We start from the raw sequence: 17,202 nt of genomic DNA on the forward strand, positions 1-17,202 counted from the left end.
CACGGACCTGATCGAGCCGGGAGGACAGCACCTGTTCGACGTGGCTGCACGGTGCTTCGCCGCGGTCGACGATGCTCAGCACCTGGCGGGCTTCGGCGAGCGAGAGCCCAGCAGCCTGGGCGCTTCGTGTCACGTTTCGAAGTCACCTTCAGTGATTTTCGAAGTCTTCTTCAGTGTGGCCTCGTCATTTCTCAGCAGCGACCTGCCGGGTGGCCTTGGTGATACCGGCAATCGTGCGCGGCGAGCCGCCGCTGCCGGGTGTCGCGGCGGCGGGGAGGTGATGGTGGTTCGGTTCATGAGGATTCGAACCGGATGCGGCGGTTGGTTGGGTATCCCCGGATGTAGAGCAGCGACAGCGGCCAGGCCGGTCAACCAGGCCAGCGCGGTGAGCAGTGCCGCGATCTCGTCGAAGTGGTCGGTGAGGCCGGTGTCGAACAGGACGCGGCTGGCGCTGTAGCCGGCATGGCGTGCGCCCAGGCCTGGGGTTCGGGACGCAGCATCGGGCTCTGCGCCAGGCCGAGGTCGAGGAACGGGATGAGGAAGGCGACGAACACCCCGGCGACGCGCCCGAACAAGGGGCCGATGATCACGCCGATGAGCGCATAGGTCGCAGCCAATAGCAGATTCGCTGCGGCGTATCCGGCCCAGTTGCGGGCGTCGAAGACGGTCGCGGTGATCGCGAGTGCCGCGACGGTGACCACAAGCACCGCCAGGGCGATCACTCCCAGTCGTGCCGTGAGCAGGACCCCGGCGCGGTATCCGGCAAGCCGCAGTCGGCGGTCGCCGTCGGCGGCGTCGAGTACCAAGAACAACCCGGCCAGCGTCCCCAAGGAGCCCACGGAGATCGGCGTCATCGTTCCGGCGTGTACCTCGGGGAACCAGAAGGGCATGTGTGACTGCGGTGCCAGGCTCGGCCGCCGTGGCCTCGACTGCGGTGGGCTCAGTGGTCACGGAGTTCTCCGAGGTGACTCATACACCTCTGTAGGCGTTCAAGACCGGCCGGAAGTGGGGCCATGGTCGTGGCGTTTGCCCATCTCATATGGCTCGTCGTCGTTGCCGCCGTGTCCGTGGCCGCCCATCATGAACATCATCATCAGCGGGCAGGCAAGTACGACGAGCAGGAGCAGCAGCGTAGACACCGGCACGCCCGAAATGGCGAGACCAGCGACCAGCACGGCCAACGCGAGCGCGTACCACGGAAGATACCGAGTGTTCATCGCATTCCTTTCGCGATCACCTCCAGTCTGCGCTTGCACACCGGTTGCCGGGATGGGACGAGGTCGCCTCGAGCGGCATCGAAGGGCCTCCGTCCGACCGTCAAAGGTCCCTACCCGTGCAGGGTATCGATGCGGCAACCTCAACGACACCGCCCGACCAACCCGGCGGACCCACCACCCTGCGGCCGGATCGCTCGACGACCCCCGAGAGGAAATCGACGTAATGAACCCCCTGCAAATGTTGTGCCAGTGGATGTGCAGCCTGATGGGCGGTTGCCCAATGATGATGCAGCCGATGTGACACACCCGAGCGCGGCTCCACAGGTGAGCGTGATCGTGGCGTCGCGACCGACACGTCCGGCAGGGGACTGTCGCAGTCTCCGACAGTCCCTCCGGCATTCGACCTCCTGGCATAAGTTGCTGACGAGGCGCTGAAGTCGATGCAGCGCTCGCATCCGTTCCGTATGCGCCAAGCTCCCGCCTGCGGTGGCAGCGGGCAGCAGCGTATGTAGCAGGTCTGCTCTGGGGACCTCCGGTGCGCCGGAAGGGCACCCGGTCTCTACCGGCCGCGCTCGGCGATGGGGACCGTAGGGAGTATGGAGCGCTCGCCACGACCGGCGCGGCAGCGGTATGGGGATCTCGCGACACGACACGACACGACAGCGGTGAGTTCGATCGAGAAGTGCAACGATGATGTTCTCGTGTCAGTGGGTGCACTGGACCATATTGGAGTCATACTCACGACACAAGCTGCAGACTCATGAGCCGTGTGATTCGCCGAGCAAGGAGAGCACTGTGGTGGAGTACTTGTTTCATTTTGGTCCGACCTGGAATACAACGTTCAATCTTTTTTCGTTGATCATCCAAATCGGCCCCGGTCACACGATATGACGGCATCGGCTTCAAACCACGAGCGCGGGTGTCTGCGGGCGCCGGGCCGGCGGCCCTTACGGTTGCCTGAAGCAGGCAGGCTGCCGGCCGACTGCCACTTCGTCGTCACCGCCTTGGTCGGGTAGATCACCGCCACCGCCACGCAGCAGTGCCCCATCACCGCCGTTGCGGCACGATGGCGGCGACTGAGCTGCACCCACCGGGTAAAGTTTCGGTCCGCGCACGCCGAACACCATGCGCGACGATAGTTGCTGTGCGGGTCCTTTTGTGAAGTTTCGTCTCGATGACTACTTGACTGGAGCGTGATGAAACACAAGCATTCGCTGACTCTGGCGGCGATCACGGCGGTGATGGTGGCCGCCACCGGTGCGGTTGCCGTTGTCGATACTGCGGTCGGCGCGGCACCGGGGGAGTTCAGTTCCGGCGGGCTGCGCCTGATTGCGTCGGTAGGTTCCACCAATGTCGTACCCGCTGGCGGTGATGTCGTATCCGGCATACCTTTCGTGCACGCGGTCACGACGTCCGGAGAGTATTCGATCGATCTCGACGGAGCATCGTCGCTGCCAGGCGGGCAGATCGTCGCCGGATATCTGGTCGGCTGCGCCGTGAACATTTCCAACGGCATCTCGATAGGTGTCCCCCCCAAGGCCGGCGTCATCGCTAGAGTCTCACCTTCTTTCGGCCTCGACTCCGGCATCGATCTGGTGATAGACGCTCCGCCCGGTATCAGCGTCGGTACCGGTGTTGGAGGGGGCCGCACCGGAGGGCTTGCGGTGAATCTGGCCCCGGGCACTGTGGCCGCGGCAGTAGTCGGCGGAGTCACCCTGGACGAGAACTCAACGTTCCCGTATACCTTCGCGCACTCCAATACCTCGCTGAACGTCGGGGGATGCCTATCACCGGTCTCGGCTATGCCGTTCGTCATCGTCCGCGCTGATCCCACCAGCGGCACTGTGCAAACGACAGGCTACGGCACCGAATTCGCGTTCTGATGCCCCTGAAGAGGGGTTCTTTGGTCGACCAGGATCACAGAGGCGAGTCTCCACTGTGACGACCGATCCGCCGCCGGCGAAGCCAGGTGCGCAGGGTGGTCTGGTAGGGGACCAGTAAATGCGTGGGTCTCTTGGGCGATGCCGGTCCGGAGGCGGGCACGCAGCGGCCTCCGGCCCGGCGCACCGCGGGCGGCGGCCGACCGGTTCCCCCGGGCCGGTCGCGGTCGGGCTGCCCGGGGGGGTTCGCCGACTTGATCGCGGGCGAGAACGCCTTGGTCAGGCAGGTGCAGGCCGACAAGTATGTCGACCCGGCTTCCGGATACGGTGGGAATGGCCCGATTACCCACGTCGAGTACGCCGGGCAGGTGGCCTTGGCTGCTTGCGGGATCGTCCACGGGGCGCGTTTGTGTCGCTTCGCGATGGCTACCCACCAGGGCAGGAGGTCGAAGGAGGCGCGGCCGTCCCGGCCGGAGCCAGCCCGGCCTCCGCCAGTGAAAGGAGGCAATACCTGATGACCACGGTCAAGGACATGCTCGCCACCTACCCAGCCGACCTCGGCGACGTCGACCGCGACAAGCTCACCAAGTGCATCGAGGAATGCATCGCCTGCGCCCAGGCGTGTACCGCCTGCGCGGACGCTTGCCTTTCGGAGGGCATGGTCGGCGAGCTCACCAAGTGCATCCGCACCGACATGGACTGCGCAGACATCTGCAACGCCACCGCATCCGTCCTGTCCCGGCACACCGGCTACGACGCCAACATCACCCGCGCGATCCTGCAGGCATGCGCCACCGCCTGCAAAGCCTGCGGCGACGAATGCTCCGCCCACGCCGACACTCACGAGCACTGCCGCGTGTGCGCCGATGCATGCCGCCGCTGCGAACAAGCCTGCACCGACCTCATTCGGGCGCTCGGCTGAACGGCCTCGCCGCTGGTACTATCGCCGATCTAGCCGACACGGATCCGATATCAGTCTGTGTACGTGCGCTCTTCGACTCGCTCATTTCAAGTGCCCGAACGCGGCACGCCCGGCCGGTCGCCCCTCGTCCTTGGTCAGAGCGTCGCAGCCACAAGGCGGGCGGCTTCGCCGGCCAACGCCGGTCAGCCCGAGCAGCAGCCCGATGAACAAACCCCACCATGCCCCGATCGCGGCCCCAGTGAGCGTGGCGCGGGTCTTGGTCGTGCGGCCGGTGGTGCTGATTCCGTGTCCGACGATCTGCCGGTTCTCGACCGTGAAGCCGGCGACCACGCGGTCGCCGGGGCCGTGGTGGACGGGTCGGATTCGCCGGTGATCATGGATTAGTCGACGTCGGCGCTGCCGGATTCGACGCTGCCGTCGGCGAGGACGCGTCCACCCGGGCGGACGACGAACTGATCACCGGTGCGCAGGTCACCGACCGGCACAAGTAGTGGTGGTGCCGTCCTTGCCGAGGCGCTTGGTCTCGTCGGGCAGCAGCGCGGCCAACGATAACGGTTCCAGCGCGCTCAAGGTCTGGCCGAGGGAACGCATCTCGATCCAATGGCCCAGCAGCATGATCAGGATGAGCGGTGCTAGTTCGGCCAGTAGTCGAGCTCGTGGGCCAGCAGGCCAAGCGTCGAGCCCAGAAGCGGCGAAGGCCACGGTGATCGCCAGCGTTATTACTGCCGTCGCACACCCGCGCGCCTGGATGCGCGGGCGTGATGATGTGCAGTCACACGATGCAACCGACCGTTTTCGCCTCGGACATGAGCGCAATACCTCGCAGCTGCGGTCTCGGCGGGCCCCGGCGGTCTAGAATCAGCCGGTGCTCAGCGTCGTTGTCGGCGGTTTCGAGTGTGAGCGGCAACGATGGAAGGCCCCTCCTGGGCTTCAGTCGTTCGTTTCGTGCCTTCCTCAACGTGAAGTCATGTTGTCCTGGCTCTGGTACTACAGGAGTTCGCCATGCCTCTACGTTCCACCGCGCTTCGACGATATCTTCCCGGCGTTGCTGTCCTGCTGTTCGTTCTGGCCGGATGCGGCGACAGCGACGAGGCCGACAAGTCCACCACGACTGCGGGACCGGGCGCGCCCGCTATATCGACGACCGTCGGCGCCGCGACGTCCGCGCCGGCGGGCGCCTACAACGATGCCGATGTGACGTTTCTGCAGAGCATGTATCCGCACCACGCGCAGGCCATTCAGATGGCGGATCTGGTGCCGTCGCGCTCGCAGAACCAGCAGGTGCTCGATCTTGCCTCGGCCATCAAAGCCGCGCAGGAACCCGAGATGGCACAGATCCGTTCGCTGCTCGAGGAGTTCGGCAAGCCGGTGCCATCCCCGGACTCCGGCCCGATGGGCCATGACATGCCGGGCATGATGTCGCCGCAGCAGATGTCGTCGCTGCAGGGCATGTCCGGGGCGGAATTCGACCGGATGTGGCTGGAGATGATGATCAACCATCACACCGGCGCCGTGCGGATGGCCCAGACCGAACTCGACACCGGAGCCAACGACCAAGCCAAGCAACTGGCCGCGACGATCGTGCCGGCACAGCAGCGGGAGATCGACCAGATGAAGGCAATGCTCGGGCAGAGGTGAGCCTGCGCGGAGCCGCTGCCCGGCGATGACGATATCTGGAGCGTTTCCGACAGATCAGCACCTCGGACCCGAAGTGCACACAAATTGTGCGCACCTGGTCAGCGTCGCTCGGCGGGGATCTTCGTCGGCCAGCGGCCGCGTCCGGTGTACTCGAATTGCTGCTCGGCCAGCGCAGTGCCGGCGGTGTGTTGCTCGGGGATGCGGTGGCGCCCGCGAGTGCCCGTCGAACGGCTCTCTTCCTCCGCGGGCTGCGGGCGGTCCAGACGATGGAGGGCGAACGCGGCGAGGACACCGATCAAGCTCAGCCCGGCCCAAACCGCCCAATCCATCCCGGCGGCGCGCGCGGCGCCGACCACGGCACCGGTGGCCAGGTTGCCGGTGAGGATGCCGACCCCGACAACGGTGTTGTAGAACCCGTAGTGCGTGGCGACGAGCCGCCCACCGGACAAGGACACGACGGTGTCCATTTCGAACGGGAACACCGCCGCGGTCCCCACGGCCAGCAACGCCGCCGCTAGGAGTAACGCGGCGGCCGCGGCCGCGACACCGAACCGAGCCGGGTTCGGGATGACCGCCAGCGGGACGAACGAGGCCGCGAGAACACCCAGCCCGACGACCAGGCTTCCTCCGGTGCCCCACCTGGTGCGGAACCAGGCGGTGATGCGCAGCTGACCGGCGACGGCCACCACACCGGAGATGACGAACAGCGCCGAGACCAGCGCTTGCGCCTGCGCGCCCGCGACGAACTCGGCTTGCAGCGGCAGGGCGAGGTAGACCTGGAACGACAGCACGTAGGAGCCGATCATCGCCACCGCGAACCACACGAACCGGCGGTTGGTGACCACGGTGCGCCAGTCGTCGAGCACCGAGGTCTGCTCGGCGGGGGTCTCGGCGCGCCGTGTCGGCAGCGCGAACAACTGTGCCACGGTCAGGATCGCGAACACCACCGCCGCGACACCGGCGGTCACCCGGAAGTCGAGGGCCATCAACGCCAGCCCGACCAGGGGACCGGCGAGGATGCCCGCCTGATAGAAGATGTTGAACACCGCGAACGCCTCGACTCGCCGGTCACCGGTGTCGGCGGCGAGGTAGGCGCGCACGGCCGGGTTGAACAGTGCTCCGGCGAACCCGGTCGCTGCCGAGGCGATCAGCAGTCCTGGCAGCGAGGTGGCGAACACCAGAAGCGCGAACCCAGCTGTGCGCAGCAGACAGCCCGCGACGATCAGCGGCTTGTAGCCGAGTCGGTCGGCGAGGGTGCCGCCGATCAGGAACATGCCCTGCTGGGAGAAGTTCCGCACGCCCAGCACCAACCCCACTGCCCAGGCCGCCAACCCGAGCGGCCCGGCCAGGTACCCGGCCAGATACGGCATCAGCATGTAGAAGCCGAGGTTGATGCCGAACTGGTTGATCATCAACAGCCTGGCAGCCGGATCGAAGCTGCGGAATTTCGCGACCACGGTCACGATGCCGGCTCCAGGTCGTGGATGAACTGCCTCGGGTCGACGATGGTGGTGCACCGGGTCCAGGACCGCACCACACGTTCGGCGGGATGGGTGATCGTGTCCGGTTCGACCGGGGGATCCGCGTCGAACAGGCCGTGCTCGTCGCAATAGGTGTCGTTGTAGATGGTGTCGAAGTAGCGGTTGGGCCCGTCGGGGAAGACCGCCGCGATCCTGGTGTCGGCGTCGTGGGTCCGAGCCGCCCATCCCGCGACCAAACCCACGGCGCCGACGCTCCAGCCGCCGGTCGCGTGATGGGTCGCGGCCAGGGTGCGGCACGCCCAGACCGCTTCTGACGGCGCGACCCAATGCACCTCGTCGAAGGCGTCGTAGTCCACATTGATCGGGTAGATGCTCGATCCGAGCCCCCGCATCAACCGCGGGCCCGCGGGCTGGCCGAAGATGGTGGAGGCGACGGTGTCGACTCCGATCAGCTTCATATCCGGGTTGAACCGGCGCAGCACCCGCGCGACACCCGCGGAGTGTCCGCCGGTGCCGACCGCGCACACCAGCACATCCACCCCGCCGAGCTGCTCGACCAACTCGAGTGCGAGCGATTCATAGCTGTCGACGTTGTCGGGGTTGCTGTACTGGTCCGGGCACCATGCATCGGGTTCACCTGCGAGCAGTTGCGCGACCCGAGCGCGGCGAACCTGCTGCCAACCACCTGTTGGGTGGGGCTCGGTCACGACCTCGACCTGGGTTCCGTACGCGGTGAGCATTCGCGCGACGATAGGCTCCAGACCGGGATCGGTCACCACTGTCACCGGATGATGAGTGGCGATCCCCGCCAGCGCCAACCCCAACCCGAGGGTGCCGCTGGTGGATTCGATGATCCTCGCACCCGGGGCCAGATCACCGCGTTGCTCGGCCTTGCGCACCATATGCAGCGCGGGCCGGTCCTTCATGCCGCCGGGATTGAATCCTTCGAGCTTGGCCCAGAACCCGCGCCCTGTGGGTGCCAACGGCGCACCGACCCACAACACGGGCGTGTTGCCGATCAGCGAGTGCGGATACTGGGCAGCCGCCAGCGCGCCGACCAGGGCCGCCGACCGATCGGTGAGTGCATCGAGCACGACCTTGTCCATGATTGTCGCTTTCTGTATCGAACCGCCCTGATAGGCGGCGTAGACGTGAGCAGGCAGCAGACACCGGCCGACAGACAAACGTCGGCCTGGCGCTGACCTGTCAGCGTCGAGCGATACAGAACTGCGTCAAAGTGGCCCGGCCACCGGCAATGGGCCCCCACGCAATCGGCGGACCACGCACACCCCCCGCAGCGGTCCCGCGAATGCCCACAGCGACAACAAGCGCCGATGCCAGCGCGAACAGCAGCACATGCTGCGGCGCAAAATTCTCGGGTGCGCGCAGCACCGACTTCGCGACACAGTGATCGACGTGCGCCACACAGTGACCGTCGCGCACGTCGACGACCACGGCGTTCGCGTGATCACTTATCGAGTGCGCGAAATGCTCTACCCCCGCCGGAACCGATGCATGAGTGTGTGCATGGGCTCGGGCCGTCGAGCAGTCGACCATCGGCACGACCAGCAGCACCGCGGCGAGCAGCGCCGCCACGGAGCCACCATGTCGCAATCGACCGATGAGCCTCACAGTGAGCCGACTGTAGCAGGACCAAAGAAACCACATCTGACGCCGCGAGTCGCGGATGCGACCCAACGACGCGCGGACCAGGCGACTTCGTCGCTCGGCCACCCTCATTTCCACCACCATTCTCCCGACTTCAGTGGATCTGCGCTACAACCATCATACCCCTAGGGGGTATATCTACCGCGGTGAGTTGCCTGCCCGACGGTCGGGGAACGGGGTCGGTGGATCTCAGTGGGCCGCGCGGGCGGACACCGCTCGCAGGGGCGCGCGGCGCTGCCACCACGGGGTGACGCCCGCGGGCTTGTAGACCGCCAGGACGGTGGCGGTGACGAGCAGGATGAGCGCGCCGATGCTGTGGATCAGGACGGTGGGGGTGCGCAGCACGGTGAGGTCGTCGTCGCTCCAGGTCGGTTGCGCGGCGATGCGGGCGAGTTCGGCCAGCGTCCGGGTGTAGGCCAGTAGCACGACGGTCGCGACCACGTTGAGGACGAGTTTGATCAGCACCCAGTAGTGCCGGACCAGCCCCCAGGTGGTGCCGAGTGACTGGACGATCCCGGTCGCCAGCGACGCGACCGACAGGGGCACGAGCACCGTCCAGGCGGACACCTGCATCGCCAGGTAGGCCCCGCGCACCGTGTCCGGGTCGCGGCTGGCGACGACCGCGACCGCGAGGGCGAGCACGACCAAGTCGGCGCCGAGCCAGCCGACCGAGGTGGCGACGTGCGCGGTAAGCACGAGTTTGCGGGTGCGCCGGGACATGATCACTGCGTGTGACCCGTCTGCTGCTGGTGGTCGGACTGATGGATGCCGCTGGTTCCGGTCGGCGGGGTGTGGCCGGGGTCCAGATGGCGGCCGGGACCGTGCCTGCCGCCGCCGAGCAGCATCATCACCGCGACCACCACGACCAGTGCGGTGATCACGGCTCCGAACATCTTCACCCACACCGGTGTTCGCCTCCATGTGGATGGGTGGGAATCGGTCGGGGCGTCGGCCATGGCGGCCACCTCCTGGAAGCATCGGCGAGCACGTATCTAATTTTACGATACATAATGTCTCGATAGTGCCGTCATGTATATAGATTGGTCGTTGCGTATACTCGGGTGGGTGCCGAGGCTGTGGAACACGACGATCGAGACCCATCGCGTGCAGGTGCGTGAGGCGATCCTGGACGCGACAGCCGGATTGGTGGGCGAGCACGGTCTGCGGGCGGTGACGATGGCGCAGATCGCCGACGATGCCGGGATCGGGCGCGCGACGTTGTACAAGTACTTCCCGGACGTCGATGCCATTCTGATCGCCTGGCACGACCGGCAGGTCTCCGCTCATCTGAGCCGGCTCGCCGAGATTCCCGCTCGGGTCGAGGGTGGCGCGGACAGACTCGACGCGGTGTTGCGGGCGTATGCGTCGATGACGTTCGCCGCGCGTGAGCACCGTGAGACCGATGTGGCCCGGATGGTGCATCGCGTCGGGCACGTCGCCCGCGCCGAGCAACACCTCAAGGCGATGATCGTCGATCTGATCGCGGCCGCCGCCGCGGAGGGCTCGGTCCGAACCGATGTCTCACCCGAGGAGTTGGCCGAGTACTGCCTGCACGCCCTGGCCGCGGCCGACCGGCTCCCCTCCGCGGACGCGGTGGCGCGGCTGGTCGCGGTCGTTCTCGCCGGCCTGCGACCCCACGACTGAACCGTGGTCCCACATGACCTCGTCGCCGAGCGAGGCAGCGGGCACCCGAGGATTACCCACGGGGGGTAGCGGTTCGCGCAGGACGATGCCGGCACTACGATGATGGTGTGATGCAGCAGCACCAGCCGTCGCGTGCGTCCCGGTCAGTCCGGGTGCTCGGCCTGCTGGTGCTGATTGTCGGCATCACCGTCATGCATACCAGCGGGTTCCACGGCGGGTCCGACACGCTCCGGTCCGGGGCGCACCACGCCGACTCCTCTGCTCCCGCCGTCACAGCCGTGAGGACCCACCACCACGACGAGGTAACCATGGTGGGCGGTGATCACGGTCTCGGGCATCAGGCGGTGCACGCCTGTGTATTCATCGTGTCGATCCTGACTCTGGCGATCGGCCTGGTATTCCTGTACCGGGCAGACCTCACGCGCGGCATCGGCGCGATGCCGCCGACGGGATACTGGCGTGCGCACGGCGAACGGCCACCACCCTGGGCGGTCCCCTCTCTGGCTGAACTATCGATTCTGCGGATCTGACAGGACCCGCCGCTTCCGCGATTCCAGGAAGCGGCGGTGCTGCCGGAATCCAGTCGCGCGGTGTACACGCCCGCCGTCTGGGTGGGTAGCGACAGCCGGTGCGGCACGAAGCCACTTCAAGGGCATTCGGCCGGCGGCCCTCTGGCTGCACCAGATCACAGGAAGCCGCCCCGACGCCGCGGCGCGGTGCCCCGAATCCTTCACTCCCAGGGAGAAACCCATGTCCTCCAGTCAGTTCCCCCACTCGACGCCGATGACCCGCCGCGGCTTCCTCGCCCTCGGCACCGGCGTCACCGCGGCCGCCGTCCTCACCGCATGCTCGAAGAACTCCACCGCTTCACGCACACTCGTCGAACCGGACTCCGAAGCGGTCCGCGCGGCCGAGAACACGCGGCGGGCGGCCGGTGCCGCTGTACGGCAGGTGCGGCTGCGCGCCGAGCCCGCCACCATCGACCTCGGCGGCGTGCGGGTCCAGACCTGGGCCTACGGTGGCACATTGCCCGGCCAGGAAATCCGCATCACCAAAGGAAACGTACTGCGGGCCGAATTCACCAACGCACTGCCCGCCCCGTCGACGGTCCACTGGCACGGGATCGCGTTGCGCAACGATATGGACGGCGCACCCGAGGTGACACAACCGGCGATCGCGCCGGGCGCCACGTTCGGCTACGAGTTCACCGCACCGGACCCCGGCACCTACTTCTTTCACCCGCACGTCGGGGTCCAGCTCGACCGTGGCCTGTACGCGCCGCTGATCATCGAGGACCCCGCCGACGGCAAGGACTACGACCTGGAAGCCGTCGTGGTGCTCGACGACTGGCTCGACGGCGTCAACGGCCGCGCCCCGGACACCGAACTGGATCAGCTGCGCGCCAAGGGCATGTCTGGCATGGACATGGGCGGCACGAACCACGGCGGCATGAACCACGGCGGCATGAACCACGGCGGCATGAACATGGGCGGATCGTCCACGATGGCGATGCCCACCGACCCCAACGCCCCGCTCGGCTCCGACACCGGAGACGTGAGGGACTATCCGCACTATCTGATCAACGGCCGGATCGGCGCCGATCCGGTGACGATCACCGCCCGCCCCGGCCAGCGCATCCGGCTGCGGATCATCAACGCCGCCTCCGATACCGCCTTCCGCGTCGCCGTGGGCGGCCACCAGCTGCGCGTCACCCACAGCGACGCCTTCCCGGTGCAGCCGGTCACCACCTCCAGCCTGCTCATCAGCATGGGCGAACGCTACGACGCCGTCGTCGAACTGGCCGACGGGGTGTTCCCGCTGGTCGCTTCCGCCGAAGGCAAAGCGGGCCAAGGCTTCGCCCTCATCCGCACCGGCGGCGGCACACCGCCGCCCGCCGACATCCGCCCGCCCGAACTGTCGGCTCCCCCGCTCACCGCGGACCGACTGGTCTGCGCCGAATCCGTACGCCTGCCGAACCGAACGCCGGACAACACGCTCGACCTCACCCTCGAAAACGACACGACCAAGTACCTCTGGACGATCAACGGCAAGGCATTCCCCGACCACGGCATGCTCGATGTGACCGAGGGACAACGGGTCCGGCTGCGGTTGGTCAACAAGACGATGATGTTCCACCCCCATGCATCTGCACGGTCATACCTTCCAGGTCGTCACCGCCGCGGGCACCGGCCCACGCAAGGACACCTCCATCGTGCTGCCGATGCAGACCGTAGAGGTCGACTTCGACGCCGACAACCCTGGACAATGGATGGTCCACTGCCACAACGCCTACCACGGCGAGGCCGGAATGATGAGCGTCGTGTCCTACGTGCGCTGACAGTCGACAACCAGCATCCCGATGACGAGCCGAACCCGGTTCCGGTCGAGAGTCCGCGCTTCAGACGCACGGCGAGGAACCGGTGCATCCAGGAAGCGCACCGCAGTGGCGTGCCGGCCGACAGCACCCCCGGCCGGCACTCCCTGACCTCGAATTGCTGAAGCAAGGGGTACAACCGGCTCGTCGAAGCCATCGAGCAATTCGGCGAGGCAACCCGCCGGACCCAGGCCTGCGGGGACCGCCGACTGAGCTGCCGGTGGTCCCTGCGTAGCGCCCCGGACATCCTCAGACAGGCTCTCCGCTCCCCGCACGAGATTCGTTGCCGGACAACAAATCTCCAGAGTCGGACAGGGCGGCGTAGGAGATTCCCGGGTCGTGCGGCGACTGCTCACCGGGGTCCGGATTCGGCGGCTCGCGGTGCTCGTCGGGCAGTGCCGCGCCACCGGTGGGATTGGCCAGTAGCGGAAGACCGTGCTCGGCGCCGATGCGGTCGACCCAGCGAAAGAACTCCAGCGCTGATCCGGCGAACATCCTGCGCACCCGGTCCTGGAAGGCGCGCACGTCGTGACCGGGCAGGAAGTCGCGCGTCGAGATCTCACCGCAGCCGCAGCCGCAGGGCCCTTCGCGGAACTCGGCCTCCTCGGGCAGGTCGCAGTAGCCGACCGGGTTCTGCGAGGCGTTGACCACCGGATCCGGTTTGCCGATCCACTCGTCGCGGACCGGGTGACCTTCGGGCAGCACCTCACCGTCGACGGCGACCCGATCCTCATGCACGGATACGCCGTGAATCTCGGCGGCTGCGCAAACCCGACCGTTACCGATGATCAGGGCGAATTTCTCCCGAGACAGCCGGTCCTTGTTCGCCTTCCATACGCCACGGCCTGCTGTCCATGCCTCATCTTCGGTCATGCGCGGGAAGTAGCCGACGTACTCCCGATTCAGCGGATCATTGGTGACTGGTGAGTAGTAACCGAGCTTGAACCGGACAGCCATGCAGCACACCCCTCATGTAAACCTGGTTCTGTCTTAACACTATGTCATCGATTAAAGTCAGGTTTCAAACGATGAATTGAAACAGCTCAAACCAGATGCGTACTGATGTAGTGGAGTCGGATCGAACCTGGTTGGGGAGCGTGTTCAGCTCAGAGAGTGGTTGTCGGAAAACGGGCGACAGCCCTATCCCTGGCCGCCGACCGGCGCATCCTGCCCCGGGGGACTCTGGCCGGACAGCTTGTCCTGGATGGGCCATTCCAGATTCTCGTACGGCTGCCACACCGTGAGCCCGGCCCGCACCGGTTCACCGGTCGCGTCCCATATCTGTTCGAGCAACTGCTGCGAACTGCGGGAAATAGTAGATCCGGCGAGGCTGAGTTCGTCGAGCAGACAACGCAACAGCCGAAACCACACCCCGGCGTGCACCGTGCGGCCCGGCAACCTCACCGCGGCATCGAGGAGGGCTTGACGGGTGTAGCCGTCCAGGGTTGTCACTGGTTCGCGGATCGGAACCGCCTCGTGGGGCTCGCCTGCCGCCTCGGCTGCGAAGGTCTCGGTGTCCAGTGTCAGCCGGCAATAGTGTTCGAGGCAGGTCACCGTGAGCGGCAACTGCCAGATCAGCGCGCGGGCCGGGTCGGGCCCGGCCGCGCACTGCGGGCACGATCTCCGCAACGGGTGCTGCGGAATCCAGGGGCCCCGCCAGCGGCGGCGCCGGGTCACCTCGAAACGCGGCGCCTCTCCTGGTGCCAGCAGCACCGAATATTGGCGGACATAGGTGTAGAACCCGTCGGTGGCGTCGCGTTCGGGCAGCGGGTAGGAGTCGAACAGCCACGGCACCCACCCGGGCAGCGTCATCGCCCGCACCTGCCCCGCCGGCACACCGGTGCGCTCGGCCAGCGCAGTGAACACCGCCGGAGGCGGATCGGTGTCGACAACATTCCGGATACCGACCAGCACACCGAGATTCGTGCCCAGCAGATCGGCCACCGACACCCCGTAGATGCGGGCGAGCCGGTCCAGCCACGACGACAACGACTCCAACGCACCCGGGCCCGGGTGCACCGGCCACCGCCGCGGCGACGCTGGGCTCACGCCAGCTCACGTTCGAACATCCGCCGCCGCTCGGTCGGCCCCGCATACGACGCCAGCAGCAGAGTGCGCTGGTCGATCGTCTCCTCCCCGGACTCGATCGCCGCGATCGCCGCGTCCGACAGCAACGCGGTCAACTCCCCGATCGTGCCCTCACACCGGGTGAGCAGATATGACGACATCTCCTCGGTCGCGATCGAAGAGGACCGCCGCAGCGGGAACGACGCCGCGAAACTCGCCAGCAACGCACACGCCTCGTCCCCGGGCTCCCACAACGGCAGCGTGAACGGCGCGAACCGATTCTCCAGCTGCGGATCGGAACGGATCGCCAGATAGGCGTCCCGGGTACCGACACCGACCAAAGGGATCCGCAGCTCGTTGCCCAGAAACCGCAGCACGTTCAGAAACTCCCGGCGCGTGTCTGTCCGCCCGGCGAGCACATTGTGCAGCTCATCGATCACCAGCACCCGCACACCACAGGTCCGCAGCAGGCGCAGCACCAACTGTTCCAGCTCGGCCAGCCGCGGTGCCCGCGGCCGGATCGGCGCGCCGAGCGCGGCCAGCACCGCGACATAGAACCGCGACACCGACGGCTCCGAAGGCATCTGCACAGTCAGCACCGGGATCTCCTCCCGATCGGCGTGTGAGACCGGCGGGTGGTCGCGGCGGAACTTCTCGATGATCATCGACTTGCCGTTGTTCGTCGCGCCGATCAGCAACAGGTTCGGCATCCGCTGCTTGCCGGGCATGCTCAGCAATCCCTCCAGCCGGGCCAACGCCTGCATCGCGCGGGTGTAGCCGATCCACCGATCCGCCCGCACGTAGGAGATCCGCTCGGCATCCGGCAACATCGCCGGCCGCTGCGCCGACGGATGCAGATGCGACAGGTCGAGGGGTTCACCGATGCTCACCACTGCTCGATCACCTCGAACGGCGCCACCACCGGCCCAGAACCCGCCGCCGGTGGCGGTGGTGGTGCCGGTGGCAAGCTCTGGGCCCGTCTGCGTGCCGGGGTCGCCTTGCGGCGTTCGGTGTTGCGGCGCGCTCGCCGGCTGGTCGCGGTCGCTTCGGCGGTGATGTGGCGCATCTGCTCGACCATCGCGAACAGCGCGTTCTCATCGATCTCGGCGCGGCCCTGCTCCCGCAACCGGGCCACCGCCGCCCGCTGCTCCCACAGGCTGATCGCCGGCCGCGACCACGTCCGGTACCCCACCTCCAGATACTCACCGGTCTCCGGATGCAGCGCCCAGACCCGGGAAATATCGCGCGGATCGCGACGCAACACCACCTTCCCCAACTGCTCCCGCCGCGCGATCAACGGCTTCAACGCGTCGCTGTAGTACTGCACGTGATCGAGCACGAACCCGGTGCGCCGCAACGATCTGCGTTCTACCGGCAGGAAATCGACCAGAAACGCCGTCTCGTTCGTCACCATCGGCGGCGCACCCTCAGCGGCCACCTTCTCCGCCCACACCCCACCCGGAGTCCGGCCACCCAACCCCTCATGCGGTTCACCGTGATAGCAGGCCACGGCCAAGGCCATCCAGCGTTGCAACTCGGCCAGGGTGAGAACAGCCTGCTTGTCGCTGTCGTAGTCGCCGCGCTCGCGAGTGTCGGAAAACGTCGTACCCGGCAACTCATGGACCATCCGCATCATCGTCCCGACCAGGCGTTCCACGACCCCGCCGTAATGCGGGGCACCCGGCGGGCGGTAGCCGATCGCGATGCCGTGCTGATCACAACCCCGCCGCAGGGCCTCGCTCTTGAACTCCGTCGCGTTGTCGGTATACAGATGAGCGGGTTTACCGCTCATCGGCCACACCGCCTCCACCCCGATCCGCTCCAGCCACGCGCGTTTATCGATCGCCATATGCGCCAAACACAACCCCACCGAGGTCGCCGACGGCGCCTCCAACGTGAGCACAAACCCCGGCACACACTTGGTGGCCTCGTCGATCGCCACAGTCACATACGGACGCCCGATCGGCAGCCGGTGATGCTCGTCGACCACGATCACATCCGCCGGAGTGTGATCGATCTGCACCCGCTCCAACACCCCCGTCACCGGCTGCGCCACCCCGCCGGCGGGCCTGCGGGACCGAGCCGCGCCCTGGCCCTCCCGCGCCGCCACAGCCTTCACCGGATCCAACCGGCCGATCCGACGCTGCACCGCCGACCGCGACGGCGGCCGCAACCCCCGCACCCTGCACTCCCGATCGATCTCCCGGCAGATCACCGCCACCGACCGCCGCTGCCGGGTCAGATACCGCGCCCGCAACACCGACCGCACAATCGCCTCCACCTCCTCCGGCAGCCGCTCACCACCCCGGCC

General features: G+C 67.0%; 20 protein-coding genes and 1 pseudogene. 6 read left to right on the forward strand and 15 right to left on the reverse strand.

Annotated elements, in window-relative coordinates; translation table 11 throughout:
* From HOV91_RS34465 to HOV91_RS34475, 3 genes are all read right to left on the reverse strand, one after another.
* On the reverse strand, window positions 1-133 hold a 133-nt coding region (locus HOV91_RS34465), incomplete at its 3' end, for a MerR family DNA-binding protein (RefSeq protein ID WP_174189452.1).
* A gap of 235 nt (window positions 134-368) precedes the next feature.
* Window positions 369-854: a hypothetical protein gene (locus tag HOV91_RS34470; RefSeq protein WP_174189453.1), complete on the reverse strand. Its 486-nt coding sequence runs from the start codon at window positions 852-854 to the stop codon at window positions 369-371.
* Window positions 855-989: 135 nt separating this feature from the next.
* A complete protein-coding gene (locus tag HOV91_RS34475; RefSeq protein WP_043735195.1) occupies window positions 990-1,217 on the reverse strand; it encodes a DUF2933 domain-containing protein in 228 nt (75 codons plus the stop codon).
* Window positions 1,218-2,413: 1,196 nt separating this feature from the next.
* Here HOV91_RS34475 and HOV91_RS34480 point away from each other — a divergent pair.
* Window positions 2,414-3,100, forward strand: a complete 687-nt coding sequence (locus HOV91_RS34480; protein ID WP_043735202.1) for an MspA family porin — start codon at window positions 2,414-2,416, stop codon at window positions 3,098-3,100.
* A 511-nt stretch (window positions 3,101-3,611) separates the two neighbouring features.
* On the forward strand, window positions 3,612-4,019 hold the full coding sequence (locus tag HOV91_RS34485; protein WP_043735204.1) for a four-helix bundle copper-binding protein: 408 nt from the start codon (window positions 3,612-3,614) through the stop codon (window positions 4,017-4,019).
* Window positions 4,020-4,100: 81 nt separating this feature from the next.
* Here HOV91_RS34485 and HOV91_RS34490 read toward each other — a convergent pair whose 3' ends face one another.
* From HOV91_RS34490 to HOV91_RS41335, 3 genes are read right to left on the reverse strand one after another with little or no spacing between them, the layout of a single operon-like run.
* Window positions 4,101-4,349: a hypothetical protein gene (locus HOV91_RS34490; protein ID WP_043735207.1), complete on the reverse strand. Its 249-nt coding sequence runs from the start codon at window positions 4,347-4,349 to the stop codon at window positions 4,101-4,103.
* A 50-nt stretch (window positions 4,350-4,399) separates the two neighbouring features.
* Window positions 4,400-4,504 (reverse strand): P-type ATPase actuator domain-containing protein, encoded by a 105-nt coding sequence (locus HOV91_RS41330; protein ID WP_483238067.1) that lies wholly within the window; start codon window positions 4,502-4,504, stop codon window positions 4,400-4,402.
* Complete coding sequence (locus HOV91_RS41335; RefSeq protein ID WP_174189454.1) at window positions 4,491-4,634, reverse strand: hypothetical protein; 144 nt, start codon at window positions 4,632-4,634, stop codon at window positions 4,491-4,493. The genes HOV91_RS41330 and HOV91_RS41335 overlap by 14 nt, the downstream gene beginning before the upstream one ends.
* A 387-nt stretch (window positions 4,635-5,021) precedes the next feature.
* Between HOV91_RS41335 and HOV91_RS34500 the strand changes: the two genes are divergently transcribed.
* Entirely contained in the window at window positions 5,022-5,657 is a 636-nt protein-coding gene (locus tag HOV91_RS34500) for a DUF305 domain-containing protein (RefSeq protein ID WP_174189455.1), read from the forward strand.
* A 98-nt stretch (window positions 5,658-5,755) separates the two neighbouring features.
* Here the strand turns inward: HOV91_RS34500 and HOV91_RS34505 are convergent, their stop codons facing one another.
* From HOV91_RS34505 to HOV91_RS34525, 5 genes are all read right to left on the reverse strand, one after another.
* Window positions 5,756-7,120, reverse strand: a complete 1,365-nt coding sequence (locus HOV91_RS34505; protein WP_174189456.1) for an MDR family MFS transporter — start codon at window positions 7,118-7,120, stop codon at window positions 5,756-5,758.
* Window positions 7,117-8,244 carry a PLP-dependent cysteine synthase family protein gene (locus tag HOV91_RS34510; RefSeq protein WP_043735425.1) on the reverse strand — a complete coding sequence of 376 codons (1,128 nt, stop codon included), beginning with the start codon at window positions 8,242-8,244 and terminating at the stop codon, window positions 7,117-7,119. Before HOV91_RS34510 ends, HOV91_RS34505 begins: the two co-directional genes overlap by 4 nt.
* Before the next feature lie 100 nt (window positions 8,245-8,344).
* Window positions 8,345-8,734: a putative copper homeostasis (lipo)protein LpqS gene (gene lpqS / locus HOV91_RS34515; RefSeq protein WP_043735427.1), complete on the reverse strand. Its 390-nt coding sequence runs from the start codon at window positions 8,732-8,734 to the stop codon at window positions 8,345-8,347.
* A 261-nt stretch (window positions 8,735-8,995) separates the two neighbouring features.
* Window positions 8,996-9,526, reverse strand: a complete 531-nt coding sequence (locus HOV91_RS34520) for a hypothetical protein (protein ID WP_043735441.1) — start codon at window positions 9,524-9,526, stop codon at window positions 8,996-8,998.
* A gap of 2 nt (window positions 9,527-9,528) precedes the next feature.
* Window positions 9,529-9,705, reverse strand: a complete 177-nt coding sequence (locus HOV91_RS34525; protein WP_169334547.1) for a hypothetical protein — start codon at window positions 9,703-9,705, stop codon at window positions 9,529-9,531.
* Between the two features lie 166 nt (window positions 9,706-9,871).
* Between HOV91_RS34525 and HOV91_RS34530 the strand changes: the two genes are divergently transcribed.
* From HOV91_RS34530 to HOV91_RS34540, 3 genes and pseudogenes are all read left to right on the forward strand, one after another.
* Window positions 9,872-10,450, forward strand: a complete 579-nt coding sequence (locus HOV91_RS34530) for a TetR/AcrR family transcriptional regulator (RefSeq protein ID WP_043735432.1) — start codon at window positions 9,872-9,874, stop codon at window positions 10,448-10,450.
* 110 nt (window positions 10,451-10,560) lie between these two features.
* Window positions 10,561-10,980 (forward strand): DUF6153 family protein, encoded by a 420-nt coding sequence (locus HOV91_RS34535; RefSeq protein WP_043735435.1) that lies wholly within the window; start codon window positions 10,561-10,563, stop codon window positions 10,978-10,980.
* Between the two features lie 220 nt (window positions 10,981-11,200).
* Window positions 11,201-12,788 (forward strand): annotated as a pseudogene (locus tag HOV91_RS34540) (multicopper oxidase family protein).
* Between the two features lie 285 nt (window positions 12,789-13,073).
* Here the strand turns inward: HOV91_RS34540 and HOV91_RS34545 are convergent.
* From HOV91_RS34545 to HOV91_RS34560, 4 genes are all read right to left on the reverse strand, one after another.
* Window positions 13,074-13,781 carry a hypothetical protein gene (locus tag HOV91_RS34545; RefSeq protein ID WP_043735437.1) on the reverse strand — a complete coding sequence of 236 codons (708 nt, stop codon included), beginning with the start codon at window positions 13,779-13,781 and terminating at the stop codon, window positions 13,074-13,076.
* Between the two features lie 183 nt (window positions 13,782-13,964).
* Window positions 13,965-14,873 carry a TniQ family protein gene (locus HOV91_RS34550; RefSeq protein ID WP_051047130.1) on the reverse strand — a complete coding sequence of 303 codons (909 nt, stop codon included), beginning with the start codon at window positions 14,871-14,873 and terminating at the stop codon, window positions 13,965-13,967.
* On the reverse strand, window positions 14,870-15,781 hold the full coding sequence (locus tag HOV91_RS34555; protein WP_043735446.1) for a TniB family NTP-binding protein: 912 nt from the start codon (window positions 15,779-15,781) through the stop codon (window positions 14,870-14,872). Before HOV91_RS34555 ends, HOV91_RS34550 begins: the two co-directional genes overlap by 4 nt.
* Window positions 15,778-17,202: TnsB C-terminal domain-containing protein (locus HOV91_RS34560; RefSeq protein WP_174189457.1), on the reverse strand; the 1,425-nt coding region annotated here is incomplete at its 5' end. The genes HOV91_RS34555 and HOV91_RS34560, both read right to left, overlap by 4 nt.

It is taken from the genome of Nocardia barduliensis (assembly GCF_013315795.1).
In the GTDB taxonomy this organism is placed as follows: domain Bacteria; phylum Actinomycetota; class Actinomycetes; order Mycobacteriales; family Mycobacteriaceae; genus Nocardia; species Nocardia barduliensis.